This window comes from Kitasatospora sp. NPDC004669, from assembly GCF_040609455.1.
GTDB lineage: Bacteria > Actinomycetota > Actinomycetes > Streptomycetales > Streptomycetaceae > Kitasatospora.
This window is the reverse complement of record NZ_JBEXKB010000075.1, coordinates 1-18,997: the sequence shown is the minus strand read 5'-3', so window position 1 is coordinate 18,997 and position 18,997 is coordinate 1. Positions and strand designations below refer to the sequence as shown.

Genomic DNA, 18,997 nt, shown 5'->3' with positions numbered 1-18,997 from the left:
TCCGCCCTCGCCCGCCGGGCTCACCAGGCGCCCTGCGCCGCCGGGACCAGGCGGCTGTCGACGTCCTGGATCCCGTCCGCCTCCCGTGCCACCCGGGCGAACAGCGCATCGAGGTCCGCCAGCGGCGCCGACAACGGCGCCTCGACCTCGGCCAGCAACGACTCCAGCTGCAGGTGCCGCACCGGCGCGAGGTACGTGTCGACCGTGACCTGCCGCGTGGCATGCCCCAGCAGCCCCTGCACCAGATGCCACGGATCGCCGTAGAGCAGGGCAAAGTCCCGGCGCTCCGCCGGGCTCAGGCCGAAGCGCCGGTCCAGCAGCGAGTTCAGCACCACCAGCATGAACAGCGCCATGCTGTGCCGGGCACCGTGCACCGTGGCGTAGGGGGCGTAGACCCTGTGCGGATCCGCCCGCAGGCGAGCCGGTGGCTCCAGCGCCGCCCGGCAGCGCTCGTTCGCGGTGCGGAACACCGCCTCCCACGAATGCGGCTGCAAGGGCAGACCCGCCTCGTTCAGCCACAGCCACAGCGGCTCCGGCCCGTCCGGCCCTTCGGTGAACAGCAGCATCCGCTCCCGCCAGGTCAAGGAATCCAGCAGCCGCTCGAAAACCACGCCGGCCCGGTCCGCCCAGCGGACCCTACTCCGGGGAACCCGAGTCACCTCGAGCACCAGCCGCAGGTCCACCAACTGGTCGTAGCGCCCCGCCAGCTGGGCCTTGCGCACCGCCCAGGCCCGGGAGGACTCCACGTACGACTCGACGTCGTGCACCGCTTCCGCCGAGGCGTAGAACGTCCGGGACGCCTTCGACCGGGTCACCGCCCCCGACACCCGGCCCCGGCAGTACCGGCTCCCGCCCAACCGGATGCCGGGGACCTCGAACGTCAACAACGACCCGCCCTCCTGCCGGCGCAGTCCCGAGGAGACCAGCAGCCGCACGAACGCGACATTGCTCCAGCCTCCCCAGCCAGCCTGGCTCGACCGCCCCGTCCTGGGTATGGCCCCGCCGGCCGATGTCCGTCCACAACCGCCACGTACGGGGCGTCAGCCAGCGCATGTCCGACGCCGTCGGCTTCCGCAGGCCCTCGGGCACCTCCCGCGTCCCTCCGTACAACCCCGTGGTCTGGCGCATCGTCACGGGGCTCGCGGTGACGTACCCGTGCCGGGTGGCCCAGCGGTAGAGAGCGGAGAACGCGGCCAGCTCCCGGTTCCACTTCGACGCGCCCACCAGGGCCGGGTTGGCCGGCGCCTCCAGCCGCCAGCTCCGGAAGTCGTCCAGGTCCTTGTCCCGGGCATCCGTCCAGTGTCGCTGCCTTGCGGACAGGAACGTCAGCAGCAGAGCAATGTCGGTCGCGTAGTTCCGCCTCGTCTCCCGCTCGTACCCGCGGAACACCGACGACTGCCCGAAGCGGCACAACAGCGGGTCGATGCGGTAGTCCGGCCCCACGAACACCGCATCCCCGGGTCGCATCTCCCAGCCGTCCGGCCCGGGAGAGCCCGTGCCGGTCAGCCAGTCCCTGCCCACCCAGAACACCCGCCACCGCGACACCGGAGACCCCTCACGTAGCGCTTCAACACGCTGACGCTAAAGGGAAGTCGTGTACCGGGTGCACGAGACGATGGCCAGCGTCTTCGTGACCTGGATCATCGCCTTCCGTGTCCAGTCCGCGCGTGTTGCGTGAGTCCTTGCCGCTGTAGATCAGTACAGAGCCTGGGGCGGCCTGTCAGGTACTCAAGGCATGGAGTCACAGAGCAATCGGTTGGTAGGCCAGGGCTTGATCCACTACTTCCGCGGCCGAGGGCTCGGGTTCCTTTGGCCAGAAGATCAGATTGCTGACGTACCCAGTCGGACACATCAGGGACTTGCCGAGCTGGTCCAGCCAGCCGTTCACCTCGTCGTCGCTGACGTAGTCCACGTCCATGATCCGCTGTACGAGCGCGCCGGCTTCCTCGCGGCTCATTTCCACGACACTCATCCCCTCGGCGTGAGCAATCAGCGTAACCAGCCACCTGATCGGCCAGGCAGGCCAGGCCCTGTCCGGCAGCAGCAGCGCCCCCGCGCCGATGATCAGTGCAGCGACTCGCCCTGCCGACGGCCCGGCCGATCCCAGACCTCTTGAGCTAGGCGAACATGCCGTCCCTCCGGGCGGAAACGGTCAGTGATCCACCGCATCGTAGCGATCGTCAAATGGGCCCAGGGCTGAAATACACCCTGGGCCCATTCTTGATTCATCGGCTACATTCTCTTATCGCCGGAACAGTAGAGGCGTGAAATAGCGCCATTATCTCCTGCGCAGTCGCCTCTGTTTCCATTCGATGGATCGATTCTTCTGCAAGAAGGAATCTAGCTCACCCTGACTCCTCCCGCATGCGGTTGCATGCCATTCCTTAGGCCGCGATTCACCCTCACTCCATTCGCCCGAGTATGCTTCCTCAATTTGAACCAACACTCCAGGGCCAGAGAAGAATTTCACTTCAGCCATATAGTGACGACCAGAGGGCGGCGAAACTGAATCCAGTCGGCCGGAAATGGATTCGACCTGCTCGGCTGACACCAACTCCGCATCAGCCTTCACCTTTGCTCCCTGAATGGCTTCAAGAATTGAAGCCCAGAGCATAAACTCTGAGAGACTCTGCCCCGATTCACGCCAGGGTTCGGGCTCGTCGTCTCCCGCCTCGCGGTCGAACACCGGCGGATTTTCGCTCCCATCGAACTTCACCGCCCATTCCCAGCAATGCTGGTTCTCAATCCAGAAAACCGCATAGCCGTCCGCATCGACCGAAAGCTCGCCGAGGCTTACTGGCCGATTATGAGAGCTGATCACGGTGCCGCCCCAGGAAGAGGCGCAGGCATGCCACTCCAGCAGCGGCAGCGGGATTCTCCCGAACTGCCCTTCCGATCCCAGCGGATGAAACGTCGCCTCCCCATACCAGTCCGCCAAGAATACGGGCAATTCAGCCGCACGAATGGGCGCGTCATTATTCATGCACTACTCACTCCCGAATGCGACCGAATGGCAGTGATTCGCATTACACTGCCATTCTCCAACTCCCGCTCCAGCTGGCGAACTGCTGGCTGCCAAGCCTGGGCAGAGACTGCGGCCCCTTCGAGTCCAGGCCTGCTGAAGCGCCCTGCCGCCAGGCAGGCTGCCACCGCTCGACCGATTGTGTGGTGACCCGGAGGTCCGCGGTAATCGCCATGTGGCCGTCGCCGCGTTCGATTGCTCGGCGGATTCCAGTGCACCCGCTTTCGACGTTGCTGCTCCTGGGCGGTGACCCCGCCCCCTCGTGCGTATCGCACTCCGCTTTGATATCGCAGGGACCAAGGCCCGTCAGCACCTGCGACGAGGCGAGTTCAACCTGAGTAACTAATGCCGCCAGAAACCCCATAGGCCCCACCAGAATTATTATTCCGGCGGGACCCATGGGGTGCCCCTATGCCATATTCCAGTCTGCATAGGTCGCCTGAGCTCAAATCAGCCCCAATACCCGGCTACTCCACCCCAGAGACTGCGGCGAATGCCAGAGAGGACGCTCGCCATCATCGGCGAGATTGCGACCTTCAGAAAATGATTCACGATGCGATTCTCCGAGCTCAAGGACTCGCTGAATCAGTGACCGCGCTTCCTCTGCGAGACCACGGCTGACGAGGAGCTCCAGCAGATCCTGCGCAAACCCAGTGGGGCGAAGGAGTGCGTCCGGCACGGCTGCAGCCAGACCCTCAGGAATCTCAGAGGACGTGAACCATGGCAACGCAACCTCTTTTGCATGCTCACACAGCCTATCGACGGCCACGAGCCTGCCGGCAGGAAGCGTGATGATCGCCTTGGGCTCCCGAGAGATATCAAGGAAGCTGGTGGCGCAGACAATTCCCTCCATGGACCCTGGACGCTCGACCGTGCGGTCCGCGTTCGACCGTCTCCATGCTTGGAGTTCTTCATCGAAGACCTCCAAGCCTACGATGCTGAACTCGATCAAACTGCCAGCCCTGTTCCAGCGACTGGCTTCTAGTCGCATGCGCTCAAGCCGGCCATCAAGGCGACGCTCCAAGCTAGTTCGACCGTTGAGCCAGCGGAAGCCGTCTGGCTCCAACCGATAGCCCATCCACTCGCCAGCGGCCAGAAAGACTTCCTTGGGACCTTCCAGTCCGATCAGCCGTTCAGCGAGCTGTGCCGCCGAACGCCCTTGCTCATTGGTAGCCATAGCCCTCATTATGCCCCACCCGCCAGGACCCGCACAGAGGAGCAGCCCGGCCGCCGATAGATAAATGCGCCCGGAGCGCCGAAGCGCCCCAGGCACATTATGCATCATGGATTACATACGCCGCACTGCCAATGGTCGACCGAGACGGGCATTTTCATCATAGTGCCCTGCTTAATTCCAAACTGCTCAAGTTTGCTCGTATCGAGAACCGCCCCACTACGGGCAAGCTCCGGATATCCGACTGCTTGGTTATCCGTCACTGTCGCTCCACCCACCTTGGATTCAACGGCAACCCAGTTGCCGTTGGTGTCTCTCGCGACAAAGTCCGCGATGAAGACATCACCATTGCTGTTGATGAATCGCACCTGCGTCGTGATATCCGTATATCCGCCCCGTTGGAGCCGATCGAGCGTTGCCGCCTCCCCGATTGCGCCATGCGGAACCCCATCCACGGGACAATTTCCCACGTTGTGCACCAGTACTGGAGCATTTCCAGCCAGTACATAGTAAGTGTGGAACTCGCCAACTGTCAGGTTGTAGGTGATGATGGGCTTCGTGTAGCTGCGGAGTGCCGTGACGGCCGCTGCAGTGCCGTCCGCCTGGCGGAGTTTGTCTCCCACTCGCAGGTCTGCGGCGTTGACCCACTTTTCGGTGGTCGCGTCCCAGAATGGGTGGTGCTGGGTTGAGGTTAGCGTCTGGTCGCCGTTTGCCGTGTGGATCGTTAGGTCGGTGAAGTCGACGTCAGTGAGGGTCTTGATGACATCGGTGACCTTCTGGGCATGAGTCTGACCTGTTGACGGGTCCGTTGCCTGCACGGTTTCGCCGACGTGGATTTCTCCGATCGGCTTTGTGTTGCCGTCAGCGAGGAGCACGGCAGTTTCCGCGGGGAAGCTGTTTTCCTCGCAGAGTCGTGCGAGGGCCCTCATGAGGTCCTTTAGGGCTGACTTTTCACCGGTTGCCAGCATCGAGTTGATACCTCGCGCTGCCGGGCCCAGGTCAAAGCTGGAAATAGCTGCGCCAAGTGCGTCGCAGGCTTCCGGGTCCGAACCGTTTGCTCCGCCACCCTTGGCACACTTGTACCAAGGGATGACGACCGACATATCGGACAGCATTTTGTCCATGGCCTTGACATGATCCAGGTCCTGGTCCCGTTGCTGCTGGCTGGTGCAGCGTTTCCCGAGTCGAGACGTGTCGTAACAGGTCTTCTTCGTGTATGCCCGATAAGCGTCGTCGATGATCTTCTTGACGCGGGCTTCCTTCTGCTCCGCGATGGTGTGGTCAGGGTTCTGGTTGACCGTGCTGTGGCTGCACTCGCTGGTGAAGCAGTCGCCGGCCATGGTGGCTTCGGCGGAACAGTCGCTGCCGCAGGCGTTACCGTGTTCGTTGCAGCCTTCGTGGCCGTTGCGGCAGGTGTAAAGGCCGCTCGGGTCACTGGAGTTGACGGGGTCGTTGTTGCTGTAGGCGTAGGCGTTCCACTGCTGTGGGTTGTCCGGGCCGATGAGCGGGTCGGGGTTGAGGAAGCGGCCGGTGGTGGGCTGGTACTCGCGGGCACCCAGGTTGGTGAGCCCGGTGGCATCGTCCTTGGTGCCGCCGACGAAGCCGTGGTCGCCGCCCCAGGTGGTGGGCTGGGTGCCGCGGGGGTTGCCGAACGGGTCAGACAGCCGCCGGGACTCCGCCAGCGTGGAGCCGTCGAGAGCGAGGGTACCGGTGCCGTGCGGGTCGGCGATTTGGTAGGTGCTGGTGCCGCCTTGGCGGACCAGGGTAATGCCTCCGGGGATCTGGTAGGAGCGGATGCCGGTGACGGTGCCGCCGGTGTAGACGAGTTCGTCGCCGCCGAGGTTGATGGTGGTCTTGCCGGGGTCGCGGCGGATGAGCTGGTTGCCGGCAGCGTCGTAGAGGTAGGTGGTCGGTCCGGGGGTGCCGGTCTTGGCGTAGGAGGCGAGCTTGTCCTCGCCGTTCCACGTCAGGGTGGCGGTGCCGGAGGTGTCGGTGACGGCGGTGGTGTTGCCGGCCGCGTCGTACTGGGTGCTGCTGCCCGTGGTGCCGGCCGCTGCCGTGGTGGTGGAGCCGGTCAGGGCGTGCGGGCCGCCGGATCCTCCGCCGGTGTTGGGCGCGGTGGTCAGGGTGTTGACCGTCCCGGAGGCCGGGAAGGCCTGGTTGGTGGTGGTGTCCTTGGTGGTGTCACCGAAGGGGTCGTGCTGGACGAGCTGGGTGCGGTTGCCGGTGAGGTCGTAGCCGTAGCTCTGCCAGTACGCGGCGGGTCCCCCGACGGTGGTCCTCGACGGGGCCTGGACGCCGCTGGTCGGCGTGGAGTTGGTGCACGCGCCGATCCCACCGACTGTGGGCTGTGCGGCCTGGGTGAGTGTGCCGGTGTCTGTCCAGGCGTTGGTCAGTCGGCCGAGGTAGTCGTAGCCGAAGCACTGAAGATCGGTGGACGACGGGGTGTTGTCCGGGATGTTCCGTACGGCTGTGATCTGCCCGGCCGCGTTGTAGGCGTAGGTGAGCTGCTGGACGGCGCCGGTGGCGGCGGTCTGCTTGTCGACGAACTGCTGCAGCGGCCGGCCGGTGGAGGTGTCGTAGGTGTTGGTGACGACAATCTGGGTGCCCCACGGGTTCATGGTGGAGCGGATGTTGCGTCCGAAGGCGTCCCAGTCCGAGGACAGGTCGTAGGTGGCCCCGCCGTAGACGCCGTAGGTGGTCAGCGGGCCGTTGTTGTCATACGAGTAGTGGATCAGCTCCTCGGCGATGTCGCCGACGGCCGAACGGTCGTCGTCGGTCAGCGCGCCTGTGACCGGGTCGAACTGTGCCTGATAGGTGTAGGTGAACGGGGTGGTTCCCTGCCCAATTTCGGTGCCGGGGATGGTGGTGGTGATGTTGGTCGGGTGGTAGGCGGTGTCGTAGGACAGGACAGCGGTGGTGTAGGCGCTGCCGGAGGCCCCGCCGGCGTAGCGGGTCGACGTGCCGGGCTGGCCCGGGAGGACCGTGTCGTAGGTGAAGCCGGTCAGCTGGTTGGCTGGTGCGACCGAGCCGGCGTACGAGCCTGTGGTGCGTCCGAGCAGGTCGTAGGTGTAGGCGATGGTCTGACCACGCGCGTCGGTGGCGGTGGCCAGGCGGCCGTCGGTGTCATAGGTCTTGGTACTCGTCCCGGTGTCCGGGTCGGTGGCGGTGACCTCACGTCCGCGGAGGTCGTAGCCGCGGCTCCAGGTGTTACCCGCCGCGTCCTTGTGCGTGGCGAGGTGCCCGTCGGCCGTGTAGGTGTAGGAGGTCACGTCCGCGTCGGCCGGGTTGCCGGTGGCGGTGGCGGTTTTGTACTGCCACAGCTGGGCGGTGTGGCCGCGCGCGTCGGTGACAGTGGACGTGGGCGTGGCGCCGGCCGGCGGTGTGACGTCGGTCCGGTCGATGCCGGGGTAGGCGGTCGTGGTGGTGGTCTGGGCGACGCCGTAGGCGACGAACTGTTGCGTTACGGGGCGGCTGAGGCCGTCGTAGAGACTGTAGGCCTGGGCCGGGACCTCCTTCGTCGTGGTCACGTACGGCGTAGTGCTGGGCGTGCCCTTGTCGTTGTACCAAGGACTGTTCGCCCGGGTGACGCGGCCTTGGGAGTCGTAGACCGTGTCGGTGATCAGCCGTCCGGCCTTGTAGGCGGACAGGGCCGGGGTGGACTGGGTCTGCACGACCCGGCCAGCGCCGTCCATGATCTGGATACTGACGGCGTACTTCCCGTCCTTCAGCAGCTTGGAACTGGTCACGGTCGGAGGCACGGCGGCGCCGTTGACGACACCTGGGGTCGAGTACGCGAACGTGGCGTTGGCGCTGGCTGTGGTGTCCTGTCCCGGCAGCCACACGCCGGTGATCCGGCCGAGCGCGTCGTAGGACCGGCTGGTGCTACGGCCGTTGGGGTCGGTGACCTTGGTCGGAAGGGAGCGTGCCGGGTCCATCGTCGTCATGCTGGCTCGCCCTGATGCGGCGTCGGCAGCTCCGGCCGGGGCCGGGGCCGTGACGGTGAGGCTGTTGGGGAGCTCACCGGCCGTCGACGCGGTGTAGGCCGTTGTCGTGGTGGCGCCGTCCGGGTGGGCGCTGTCCGTGGCGTTCGGGTCGGTTGTCCCGACGAGCCGCCCGTAACCGTCGTAGGCATTGTTCACCGCGGTGAACTGGGGCGTGCCGCTGGCGTCGTAGTGGTCGAGCGTCAGGCTGCTCGTCACGTCGTGCGCGCTGCCGAGTTGGCCGACTGGCCGGCCGTCGTACGCGGACCTGATCCAAGAAACGGTGCTGGCGGCGGTCGGCGTGGCGGTGCAGGCGTTCGCGCCGGAGACCGCGATCACCTCGGACGGCAGCGCCAGGACCTGTGGGTCCGAGCCCGCCGCGTAGTTGGTGCGGGTGCAGATGTTCGGCAGGCCGTCGGCAGTGTCGATCGAGGTGAGGACGCGGTTGCCGTTGGCCTTGTCGGTTGCGGTGGTCTTCGCCGACGTCCGCCACGTGCCGTCCGCCTCCAGCGACCGTGACGTGGTGGTCGCGCTGGTGGTGGCGTAGCGGGCGGTGAGGGCGGGCACGTTGGCGCCCTGGCTGTGTGTGGCGGTGGTGACCGGGCCGCCCGCGGTGCTGACGGTGTAGCCGGCGATGCTGCCGCCCGCCTGGGTGTAGGTGTCGGACTCCAGGACCTGGCCGGAGAGCCAGTCGGAGTCGGTGACCGTGGGGGTGCCGGTGACCTGGCCGCTCATCGGGCCGGCGATCTGGACGCTGCGACCGGTGCCGTTGGCGAGGATGTCACCGTCCATGCCCTGGTAGTACGTCGTCGAGCTCTGCGACTGCGGGCCGTCGTTGCCGCTTCCGGAGACGGCGGTGACGCTCGCGTAGCCGCGGAACTGATCCCAGGTACGGTTCTTGTCCTGGGTCGTCGCCGAGTCGTTGCGGTGCCAGGCTGCGTTTCCGTACGTGTAGTTGGTGACCATCGGGATCGAACCGGGGGTCGCCGGGTTCGTCGTGACGCTGGCGACCGGGTACTTCAGGAACCAGTCGTCCACGGGCGCCGCACCGGTGATCGAACCGGGCGGATTCCACTTGACGTTGTAGCAGGAGAGCGTGTCGCTGTCGGCGGAGGCCGGCATGACGTTGTTCACGCGCGAGCAGCCGGCGGTGGCGTAGTTGACGCCGATGGTGCCGCCGGTCTCGGTGGTGATCAGCTGGATGCGCGGCCGGTTGTAGGCCGGCGGCGCGGGGACCAGGTTGGTGCCGTCCACGCGGTTGGGTAGCAGCTGGGAGGTGAAGGACACCGGAGGCAGCGGGATCGAACCGCCGGCGGCCTGGGGGTCCTGGCCGGTTCGCTGGATGGAGGCAAGCCAGGGGACTTGGGTGTTCTCGGTGGCGTTCTGCACGTTGATGAACGTGTGGTTGAGCGTGTAGGAGTCCACCGTCTGGTAGGCGCCGTTGACCCGGATCTGGGTGGCGATGGATACGAGCCACTTGGTGGTCCAGAACGTCGGCCCGTAGACGGTGCACGCGCTGCTCGCGTCGCACTGCTGGTCCAGCGGGACGTCCGGCCAGTTCGCGGCGTTGGCTGCGGTGCGCTGGGACGGGTCGCAGGCCGCGGTTGAGGTGACACACCGCTCGGAGGTATTGAAGACGATCTTCGCGGCGGGGTTGTAGGCGCCGTTGTTGTTCAGCTGGTCCGAGAGGAGCTGGCCGTAGCCGATCGAAAAGAGCGTGCCGGCACGGGTGTAAGCGGTGCTGGTGCCGTTGCCGTTGCTCTGGGCGCCGCCGCGGGAGTAGTAGTTCGTCTCGGGGGTGTACGTGTAGGTGGTGAGGTTTCCGTGCGGGTCCACGACGAAGTCGAGGTTCCAGCGCCAGGCGGTCTGGCACCACGAGCCCTGGCCCTTGGACGGGTCGTAGCACGGGTCCCCGCTGTTGGGCGAAAAGACCGGAAGGGTCCACGCCGAGCCGCTGTCCGCGCCGAGGGCGGTCGGGTTGCCGTTCGCGTCAGGGACGTGGTTCAGACCGAGGAAGTAGACGGTGCCGCTGGTGTCGGTGACCTTGAGGTAGGAGCCGTTCCAGGTGCCATTGGTCGCGCCGGTCAGGAACTGGATCCTGGTGCCGTCGTCGTCCTTCAGCCGCCAGGTGCAGGCCGCCTGCTCCATCGCTGCCGGCGCGCCGGACTGGCAGGAGGCGTCGTCCGGAACCAGCTGGCCGGAATGCCCGGCCAGCGACAGGGTGAGGTTCGCGCCGCCCCAGCACTGGTCGCCCGAGCCGGTGATCCCGTCCAGCGAACAGGGCTTGAACGACCGCTCGACGAAGCCGGCACCGAAGTCCCAGCCGTCGCCGATCCAGGAGGCCTGCGAGTTGGTCGACGAGGTCCGCCCGTCCACGGAGGCGGAGTCGTAGGACAGCGACACCTTCGGGGCCGAGCCGGCCAGCGCCGGTGGCATCTGCACCGGGTACCCGTAGGTGAACGACCCCGACGAGCCGCCGGCGGTCCAGGACTGGGAGGCCCCGAGCGGGGTCGCCGAGTAGGTTCCGGCCCCACTGGACGCCCCCGACACCACGCCGACCGTGGTCGAGGTGGTGGTGGAGTCCGCGTACACCGCGCGGCCCGCTCCAGGGGCAGCGTCGGAGGCGCTCTTGCTGGCCGGGGCGGTCGAGGACTTCGCCGTACCCGTTCCGGTCAGCGGGACATCTGCAACGAGCTTCTTCGCCGCCGGATCGTAGTGCGACTCAAGCGGCGTCTGCTTCCGACAGTCGGCGGCCTGCGGCCCTGTCGTTGCGCACTCAGGCAGGACCACCAGGTGGGCTCGGGCCGCCCAGTTCGCCCCGAAGGCGGCGTCCAGGCTCGACGCGTCGACGCCCAGTCGCACGGGTGAGTCATCCCCCGAGCCCGGTCGGGTCAGAGTCACTGCTACGCCGGGGATCCCGGCGGTTGCCGAGGTCTTGGCATCAGCCATCTCGACCTGGATCGTCTGACCCGCCGCCGACGAGCCCGCCAGCGGCGCGACCGTGACCGGCAGCCCCGAAGCCTTCGCCTCCGCACCGGCCTGCGGCTTCTCTCCCGCAGCCAGGGGATGTGCCTCAGGCGCGGATCCAAGCGTCACCGAGGCATGGCCACCCGGGACCGTCTGCGGGTTCTTCGGTGGCGTCCAGGTCGGCGGCACCGGGTGCTCCGGCTTCGGAACCGGCAGCGGCGCTGCGTCCTGTCCCGGGATCGAGGCCGTCTTCGGCAGGGCAGTGTTCGGCGGCGACCACTTGCGCGAGTAGTCCGGCCCGCCCGCCGCAGCCGCGATCGGCAGGGGCGCGAGCATCGACCCGAGGACAGCGACCGTCGTGACGGCCGCAAGCCGTCCGCGAAGTCTCCTCCTCCCGCTCTTTGCCTTCTCGAGGCCAGACCGTTGTATAAATGACACTCTTTTACATCCCCCAAGCTTTTGACCCCCCGAATACGGGAGGCGCGTCCTGTATCCGAACCGGCGGATGCTAGCGGACCTTGATGACGCATAGTCAAGGCCTGGCCTGGGGTGATGCTTCTCACGGAGGTCGACGTATCGGCCATTTCGCGGCAAGTCTGGACTTTGCTACCGAATTGAGTTGGGTTGATGTCAGCACCTCCCCCTACGGTGCCCCTGGATTGCATCCATGCAGGTCTACTGCTGTCTTTGGGGGAGATTCCCGTTTTGAACAGAAAGCGCCGCTACAACGGCGCGCCATCCAGCGCATTGGCCGCGGCAGCGGTCCTGGCGCTCACGGCCGCCCTTGCAGGGCCACAGGCCCCGGCCGTGGCCGACACTCCGCAGGTGCCGTCGCAGGGCGCGATCGATGCCGCGACCGCGAAGATGATGCAGGAGCGGCCGCCCGCCAACGCGACCGAGACGGCGATCGCCCAGGCGAAGGCGACCGGTAAGAACGTCCCGATCGACTCGCTCACCACCGAGTTCAGCGAGACCGTCGCCACCCCTGGGGGACATCTGGCGCTCACCAGCCACCCGGATCAGCAGCGCGTGCGCCGCGGCGGCGTCTGGCAGGGGCTGGACGCCACCCTTGCGGCCAATCAGGACGGCACGTTCTCCCCCAAATCCGCGGCAGGGCAGCTCGTCCTGTCCAAGGGCGGAAACGGGCCGCTGGCAACCATGACCAGTGCGGACGGCAAGAAGCTCGCCCTCACCGCCCCGTTCGCCCTCACCGCTCCCACGGTCAGCGGCGACAGCGTGGTCTACCCGTCCGTCGCCCCCGACATAGACCTCAAGGTCACCGCCACCAAGTTCGGCGGCCTCTCGACCGTGCTGGTCGTCAAGACCCAGGCAGCCGCCGCCAACCCGGCTCTGAAGAACCTCCACTTCGACACCACCGCCGACGGCGTCACCGTCACCAGTGATGCCAAGGGCAACATCACCGCCACCGCGGCAGACGGCAAGCCCCGCTGGACTGCGCGCACCCCGCAGATGTGGGACAGCACCACCGCATCAGCGCCGTCCGCTGCTCCCGCCGTGAAGACCTCGATGGCGCGAATGGCGGCCCCGGCCGCCAATGCCCCGGCACCTGCCGACACCCCGGCGGGCCCCGCCAAGACTGCTCCGACCGGCACCGACGCCGGACCCGGTGCGGGCTCCAAGGTCTCCGAGATGCCGGTCAAGGCCGGCTCCACCGGCATCGACCTGACGCCCGACCAGGACCTCCTGGCCCATGGCACCGCCCCGTACTACATCGACCCCGCCTTCCTGCCCTGGAGCACGTCGGCCAACTCCTGGACCTGGGTTCAGTCGGCCCACGACTCCGGAAACTGGCTCGGTCAGGGCCCCAACGACTCCGATCACCCGGGCGTCGGAAAGTGCGGCGTCTACCCCAACGGTGGCAGCTGCATCCCCGCCGACATCGAGCGCAGCTTCTACCAGTTCGACATCAGCGCGCTCAACGGAGTTGTCATCAACTCAGCGACGATGAGCATGCAGGAATACGTCTCGGCCGACTGGTCCTGCACCACGACGTACCCGCTCAACCTCTATGTCACCGGGCCGATCGGAAGCGGCACGACGTGGTCGAACCAGCCCGGGCAGGTGAGCGGCCCGCTCGGCACGACCGCCTGGGTCGGCGGTTCGGGCAAGGACCCGTGCCACGACAACGTGCCGTTCAGTTTCGACATCACCGGCGCGATGCAGCAGTACGTCAACTACGGCCAGCTGACGTTCGGCCTCTACGGCGACGAGAACAACCAGCTCGCGTTCAAGCGGTTCACCTATCAGCCGGCACTGTCCGTGATGTACGACCGGGTGCCCAACACCCCGACGAACCCCGCGGTGTGGCCCGCCCCAACGACCGTGGTCCCGGGCGGGGCCAACCAGTCCTGCGGTGACAGCAACGCCAACGACTGGGCCTGGCTCGGCGCCGGATCCGCCCAGAACAACGCTGTCTGGCTCAACGCCACCGTCACCAGCAACGCCCAGGCCCAGGTCAAGAGCTGGGACCACATCTGGGACTACAACCTCCCCGGCGTCCCCGACGTCGCGAAGGGCGACACCGCCTTCGTCAACAGCGGTGGCACCACCAGCTTCCAGGTGCCCGCCAACGTCATCCAGGACGGCCACGCCTACGGTTACGGCATCATGGCCACCGACGGCCTCGACGGTGTCCCCTGGTCCGCCTCCACCCCCGCCTGCTACTTCAAGGTCGACCTCACCCCGCCGACCGTCACCTTCCCCGCAACGGTCCCCGACACCACCAAGCAGTTCCCGCCCTCCGGCAACGGCCAGACCCCCCAGATCTACGCGGGCCAGAGCGGCGGCGTCCCCTTCACCGCGACGGACCCCGCCCCCAGCGGCGGCTACTCCTCCGGCGTGGCCTGCCTGCGCTGGAGCTTCGACCCCCAGCTCGTCGACGCCACCTGGCAGTGCGGCAGCTCGATGCCGACCGGCCAGATCCCGGTGACCGCCGGACGCTGGGGCACCAACGTCCTCTACGTCCAGGCCGAGGACAACGCCGGCAACATCTCCCCGGTCGCACAGTACGCCTTCTACGTCCCGTGGAACCCGAACAGCCCCGCGCCGGTCTTCGGTGACGTCACCGGCGACGCGCTGCCCGACATCGTCGCCGCCGACCCGAACGGCGACCTCCGCGCCTACAGCATCCCCGCGACCGCGCCCAAGGCACCGCTTGCCTCACTGATGGCCAAGTCGCCCGGCGGCGACTCCTGGGCCAACTACCGCATCACCCACCGCGGCAGCCTGCGCGGCGGCGGGAACGTCGACGACCTCTTCGCCCACAAGGACAACGACAAAAGCCTTTACTACTACAAGAATCCCGGAAACACCGGCGTCACCGGTGTCTTCGACGGCAACAGCACACTGGGCAAGCCAGCTTGCGACCCTAAGCTGACGGACTGCACCGGCTACAACGCCACCGACTGGTCCACCACGCTTCAGATCGCCGCCAGCGGCGACCCCAGTACCACCAAGCTCGACACCAGCAAGAAGTTCCTCAACCGCACCGGCCTGTTCACCGTCGAGACCAGCCCTGACGGCACCGGGGCCCTCTGGTTCTACCCCGCCATCGGCGATTCCGTCCTCGGCTCACCCACCAGGTTCGCGAAAATCGACCTGAAGGGCTGGGACCTCATCTCCCCCGGCGACTGGGCCGGCCAAGGCCACCCCGGCCTGTGGGCGCGCAACCAGAGCACCGGCGACCTGCGCGGCTACACCTTCACCACCGGCACCATCACCGTCGCCCTCCCCTTCGGTAAGAGCGGCAGCTACCCCACCCTCACCGGCGTCGCCACCGACACCAAGATCGGTTGGGGAATACCCAGTACCGACTGGCCCCTCATCGGGTCCGACGGCGACCTCACCGGCACGGGCAACCCCACCCTCTGGCGCAAGACGCCCAACGGCATCATCCAGATCTTCACCGGCCACCCCACCACCACCGACCCCTACTACGCCTGGGACACAGGCCCGACCGCAGTCCTCAGCACCTACGCCGAGAACAGCCCCATCGCGAACTCCGCCCAAACAGGCAAGTGCATCGACGCCAGCGGTGCCAGCTCCACACCCGGCACAGCCGTCCAGCTCTGGGACTGCAACCCCGGCAACGCGCAGTGGACCTTCAAGCCCGACGGCACCCTGCGCTTCCTCGGCGGCTGTCTCGACGCCACCGGAGGCGGCACCGCCAACGGAACCCCACTGGACGTCTGGACCTGCGGCAACGTCTGGCCGAACCAGATCTTCCTCCCCAGGGCCGACGGCAGCATCTACAACCCCACCTCCGGCCGATGCGTTGACGACCCCGGCGCCGCAACAACCAACGGAGCCAGACTCCAACTCTGGGATTGCAACGGCACCGCCGCCCAGAAGTGGAACCTGCTCGCACGAAGTAGCTAAGGCCGCTCAGACAGGGGATCCCGAGATCCATGATCCCCTGAGGGAACAGTCGATTGAATGCGGTGGCTCCATCGGACCGAGTCCGATGGAGCCACCGTGGCTTTTCCGGCGGGCCGGGTGTGACTGTCGGCCCCGGTACCGACCTCGGCGCTTCAAGGTGGTGGTGGGAGATCGAGGGAGAGTCCGGTCCCGGTGAGGAACCCGTCGAGGATGTCGGGGCGGTACTGCAGTTGCTTGAGGCGGTTGCGGACGATGGTCTCGAGTCGGCCAAGAGTGACGCTGGCGAGGTTGGCGAGGCTGCGTTTGACGTGGGCCCACAGGTACTCGACGGCGTTCAGATCTGGGGTCGGCCTCGCTGCTTCTCAGCGTGTCCGCAGGTGTTCCTGGCGGGTAGTGACGAGGGTGCGCCAGGACAGGTCTGATCCTCAGGCTGACGGCAGGAATGCCGTCGGGGGTGGAGGACATCGGTGCCAGCCCGCGATTGCGCCCCGGGCCGGTGCCGCGTGACCAGGATCGACACGGTCAGCGGCGCTCGCCCCACCGACTTCAACCGAAGTGTCATCGCGGTCTGGCTCAACGTCCTCGAACCTGGTCGGTCTCCCCTCACTCTCACCTATTTCGTCGGTGACCCGGTTGCCTGCTCCGGCCGAATCCGGGCGGCAACCACAGCAACGTTGCGGCCAGCAGCAGACCGGGTGGCTGGGCGCGGCGCGCTCCGCTACCGCACCCTGGCCAGCGCCCGGATGCGCTGGACCATCCTTCGCTGCCGCCTGCCCTGCGCCGCCGGATCCGCCGGCAGGGCCGTGGCCGGCCCCGCCGCCGGCCCGTCACCGCACCGGCCCGTCACCGCACCGGCCCGGGCCGTGGACGGCCCTTGGCCTGGGCAGTTGCCCCCGGAGAAGGTGGTCGATGCCCGTGCGCGGTACGCAACCTGCCGATCAGGCCTGCACCGAGTACCGCAGCCGGCCCACCTCCGAGCGGTAGCTGACGTCACCACCCACCTCGAAGACCTTCCTGACCACCATCACCACCTGGAGCAAGGCCCGGAGCCCCTGCTACTCGTACTGGGGCACGTGCCTGTGGCAGTCCGAACGGCAGGGCACGGATAGGGCCGTCGGAGGGCGAGTAGGCATGGAAAGCGCCCCCGGGGACCGGGTCCGGCTGCGACGGCACGGACAGCCAGCTAGCCGGAGGCCCCAGTGCTGGCCTCCTGGAGGATGGATGTCGTGTGAAGGCACAAAGCATCGGGGTGAAGGCCTGCGCGACCGCCTGCCTTTACTACCTAAGAAGGGACATATGCCCTGACCTGCGGTTTTCCCCTCGCTAACGTCTGGTTTTCCAGACGTTGCTGCCAGAAAACCAGACGTTACGGCAGGGGGCGGTGAGGAAACTGTGGCTCGACACGTTGCCGGGCGCCTGCGTCTTTCGGGCCTCATCCTGTAGGTTCTTGCCGCTAAGGTCTGGTTTTCCGGAGCTAACGTCTGAAAAAACAGCCCTTAGAAACCTGATGGCGCACCGGTCGTTGGACCGGTTGTCGGACAGCGACGGTACGGTGAGGAGCAGCATGGCTCGCAGGGGCAACATCGCCCTGGTGAACCTGGATACGGGAGCGGTGCTGCCTGCGCCGAAGCCCCGGATGCCGCACACCATGGACGGCTCCTACACCCTCAACGCCTACACCGACGATGCGCCGCTGTACTCGCTGGCGCTGTCCGGGGCGGAGTGGGCGACGATTGACTGGGTGCGCTCGAACGGTGGGGCTGGCGCGGCGGTGAAGGTGACCGCCGCCGCCGTCGCGGAGGCGATTCTGGCCACGGAGACGACCGCGAAGACGGCGCTCGCCCGCCTGGTGAAGCTGAACATTCTGCTCAAGACCAGTCCTCGGAGCCAGACGTACCAGCTGAACCCGCGGCGCTTCTGGGAAGGCTCTGGCGACGCCCAAGTGCAGGCGTGCCGTAGGTTGGACCCGCCGCCAATCACGCCGGACGCCAAGGCGATCGCCGCCGCGAAGAAGGCCGCCGAGAAAGCGGCCGCCAAGACGCCCGGACCGCGCCGCACCACCACGGCCAGGAGTACGACGAACGGAGGCACCCGATGAGCGCCGCCACCCACAGCCACCACGGCGACTTCGACCCGGACAGCCTCGGCATGCCGCCCGTCTACACGCTGAACCTGTCTGCCAGCCAGCGCAGCGTCCTGGAATGGCTCACCAGCCACGGCGCCGTGTTTGCCCCGATCACGGCCGACGTCGAGGAGATCGCCCACGACTGCGGCACCTCGACCTCCACCGCGTACGAGGCCCTGGCCCGGTTGGAAGCGCTCCAACTGGTCGAGCACCCGGACCCCGGAAGCTACCGGGTCAACCCCCGCTTCTTCTTCGCCTCCAACCCCGAGATTCGCCGCCTGGTCGGAGAAGCGCTGGAAGCCCCCGAGATCACCCTCGACGCCCGGGCCGAAGGCCCCCGGAAGGTCGGCAACGTCGACGCCCGTCGCCGACGCACGATCAAGGCCGTGCCCGACCAGGAGTAAGGCCTGCAGTGCTCAAGCTGAGAGCGCTACTGTCAGTGGCGCTCTGTAACGTCCCGTGCCGTGAACGAAGTTGGGGTGGACAAACCGGTACCGACGACCAGCGACTCCGTCTACGTGGTGGGGGTCGCCTGCCGCTCGGCCGGTGAAGATCGGGCGGAGCGTCGATCCGGCCGGCCGACTCGCGAACCTCCAGGCCGGATCGCCCGTGGAGCTTCGCCTCCTGGCGACATTTCCCGGCGGCCCGCGATTGGAGAAGCACCTGCACGTCTGCTTCGCCCGTCAGCGGATCCACGGGGAGTGGTTCGACTTCCGCAGTGAGGACCCCCTCGCGTTGATCACCAACGCGGTCGAGGCTTACGAGCCGGACCCAGGCCGGCCTGACAGGGCAAGGACTCCTCGCAGCGCGAGCGAGATCTCCACAGCAGTGCTGGACCTCTACAACGCGCGAGTGCCCGGTGGAGATCCGCTGTTCATGACGAACCTGCACATGGCCGAGACGCTCGGCACGTCCCCAACCAGTGTGAAGAAGGCCCTCGCCGCGCTCGTCGCCGATGGCCGTCTTGTGGCCGTGAGGCCGCTTGGTCGGGTGATGCTGCACGCGCTCGCGGAGCCAACCCCGAGGAAGGCGGTACCCGTGCCGCGCCCGCGTCTCAGGCTCGTGCATTCGGCTGTCGAAGCCCCGCAGCCGAACACGGATGCGTAGCCGTCCCCGTGGCCACTCCACCCGAGAGCGGGTGAGAGTGGCAGCGGAGGCTCAGCCGCTTCGTTCTGCAGATCTGGAACAGCGGCCGACCCTGGCTGGCACTGTCGGTCAACATGCACCGCAAGCTCCGCAAGATGGCCGCCGACACCGGCCTGCACGCCATCGCCGTCCTCTCCGACTGCGCCGTCTTCGCCGCCCCCGGACCCGGCGCCCTGGACGTC

10 protein-coding genes and 2 pseudogenes are annotated in these 18,997 nt (G+C 67.1%); 5 read left to right on the top strand and 7 right to left on the bottom strand.

The window, feature by feature from the left end:
• Positions 1–20: 20 nt before the first annotated feature.
• Positions 21–935 carry a hypothetical protein gene (locus ABZW30_RS38760; protein ID WP_355676004.1) on the bottom strand — a complete coding sequence of 305 codons (915 nt, stop codon included), beginning with the start codon at positions 933–935 and terminating at the stop codon, positions 21–23.
• 74 nt (positions 936–1,009) lie between these two features.
• Here ABZW30_RS38760 and ABZW30_RS38755 point away from each other — a divergent pair, with 74 nt between their 5' ends.
• On the top strand, positions 1,010–1,177 hold the full coding sequence (locus ABZW30_RS38755; RefSeq protein ID WP_355676003.1) for a hypothetical protein: 168 nt from the start codon (positions 1,010–1,012) through the stop codon (positions 1,175–1,177).
• Positions 1,178–1,212: 35 nt separating this feature from the next.
• On the opposite strand, the pseudogene ABZW30_RS38750 reads toward ABZW30_RS38755, so the two are convergent.
• From ABZW30_RS38750 to ABZW30_RS38730, 5 genes and pseudogenes are all read right to left on the bottom strand, one after another.
• Positions 1,213–1,467, bottom strand: a pseudogene (locus ABZW30_RS38750) (site-specific integrase); the annotation flags it as partial.
• Between the two features lie 274 nt (positions 1,468–1,741).
• Positions 1,742–1,972, bottom strand: coding sequence for an e9imm peptide (locus ABZW30_RS38745; protein ID WP_355675986.1), 231 nt, complete (start codon positions 1,970–1,972; stop codon positions 1,742–1,744).
• A gap of 306 nt (positions 1,973–2,278) precedes the next feature.
• Positions 2,279–2,983 (bottom strand): hypothetical protein, encoded by a 705-nt coding sequence (locus tag ABZW30_RS38740; protein WP_355675985.1) that lies wholly within the window; start codon positions 2,981–2,983, stop codon positions 2,279–2,281.
• 484 nt (positions 2,984–3,467) lie between these two features.
• Complete coding sequence (locus ABZW30_RS38735) at positions 3,468–4,199, bottom strand: hypothetical protein (RefSeq protein ID WP_355675984.1); 732 nt, start codon at positions 4,197–4,199, stop codon at positions 3,468–3,470.
• Positions 4,200–4,303: 104 nt separating this feature from the next.
• Positions 4,304–11,482, bottom strand: a complete 7,179-nt coding sequence (locus ABZW30_RS38730) for a polymorphic toxin-type HINT domain-containing protein (RefSeq protein WP_355675983.1) — start codon at positions 11,480–11,482, stop codon at positions 4,304–4,306.
• 471 nt (positions 11,483–11,953) lie between these two features.
• On the opposite strand from ABZW30_RS38730, the gene ABZW30_RS38725 reads away from it, so the two are divergent.
• Positions 11,954–15,544 carry a ricin-type beta-trefoil lectin domain protein gene (locus ABZW30_RS38725; protein ID WP_355675982.1) on the top strand — a complete coding sequence of 1,197 codons (3,591 nt, stop codon included), beginning with the start codon at positions 11,954–11,956 and terminating at the stop codon, positions 15,542–15,544.
• 152 nt (positions 15,545–15,696) lie between these two features.
• On the opposite strand, the pseudogene ABZW30_RS38720 reads toward ABZW30_RS38725, so the two are convergent.
• A pseudogene (locus ABZW30_RS38720) lies at positions 15,697–15,891 on the bottom strand (IS630 family transposase); the annotation flags it as partial.
• Between the two features lie 1,217 nt (positions 15,892–17,108).
• On the opposite strand from ABZW30_RS38720, the gene ABZW30_RS38715 reads away from it, so the two are divergent.
• The 3 genes from ABZW30_RS38715 to ABZW30_RS38705 all read left to right on the top strand — a co-directional run bounded on the left by ABZW30_RS38715 (position 17,109) and on the right by ABZW30_RS38705 (position 18,776).
• Entirely contained in the window at positions 17,109–17,642 is a 534-nt protein-coding gene (locus tag ABZW30_RS38715) for a MarR family transcriptional regulator (RefSeq protein ID WP_355675981.1), read from the top strand.
• Positions 17,639–18,073: a MarR family transcriptional regulator gene (locus tag ABZW30_RS38710; protein WP_355675980.1), complete on the top strand. Its 435-nt coding sequence runs from the start codon at positions 17,639–17,641 to the stop codon at positions 18,071–18,073. The genes ABZW30_RS38715 and ABZW30_RS38710 overlap by 4 nt, the downstream gene beginning before the upstream one ends.
• A 142-nt stretch (positions 18,074–18,215) precedes the next feature.
• Positions 18,216–18,776, top strand: coding sequence for a GIY-YIG nuclease family protein (locus ABZW30_RS38705; protein WP_355675979.1), 561 nt, complete (start codon positions 18,216–18,218; stop codon positions 18,774–18,776).
• Positions 18,777–18,997 lie beyond the last annotated feature (221 nt).

What these genes read in the sequence shown, in the direction of transcription:
- ABZW30_RS38740 (WP_355675985.1), bottom strand. Translation starts at nt 2,983, where the DNA reads ATGAATAATGACGCGCCCATTCGTGCGGCTGAATTGCCCGTATTCTTG.
- ABZW30_RS38735 (WP_355675984.1), bottom strand. Translation starts at nt 4,199, where the DNA reads ATGGCTACCAATGAGCAAGGGCGTTCGGCGGCACAGCTCGCTGAACGG.
- ABZW30_RS38730 (WP_355675983.1), bottom strand. Translation starts at nt 11,482, where the DNA reads ATGCTCGCGCCCCTGCCGATCGCGGCTGCGGCGGGCGGGCCGGACTAC.
- ABZW30_RS38715 (WP_355675981.1), top strand. Translation starts at nt 17,109, where the DNA reads ATGGCTCGCAGGGGCAACATCGCCCTGGTGAACCTGGATACGGGAGCG.
- ABZW30_RS38755 (WP_355676003.1), top strand. Translation starts at nt 1,010, where the DNA reads ATGTCCGTCCACAACCGCCACGTACGGGGCGTCAGCCAGCGCATGTCC.
- ABZW30_RS38710 (WP_355675980.1), top strand. Translation starts at nt 17,639, where the DNA reads ATGAGCGCCGCCACCCACAGCCACCACGGCGACTTCGACCCGGACAGC.
- ABZW30_RS38745 (WP_355675986.1), bottom strand. Translation starts at nt 1,972, where the DNA reads ATGAGTGTCGTGGAAATGAGCCGCGAGGAAGCCGGCGCGCTCGTACAG.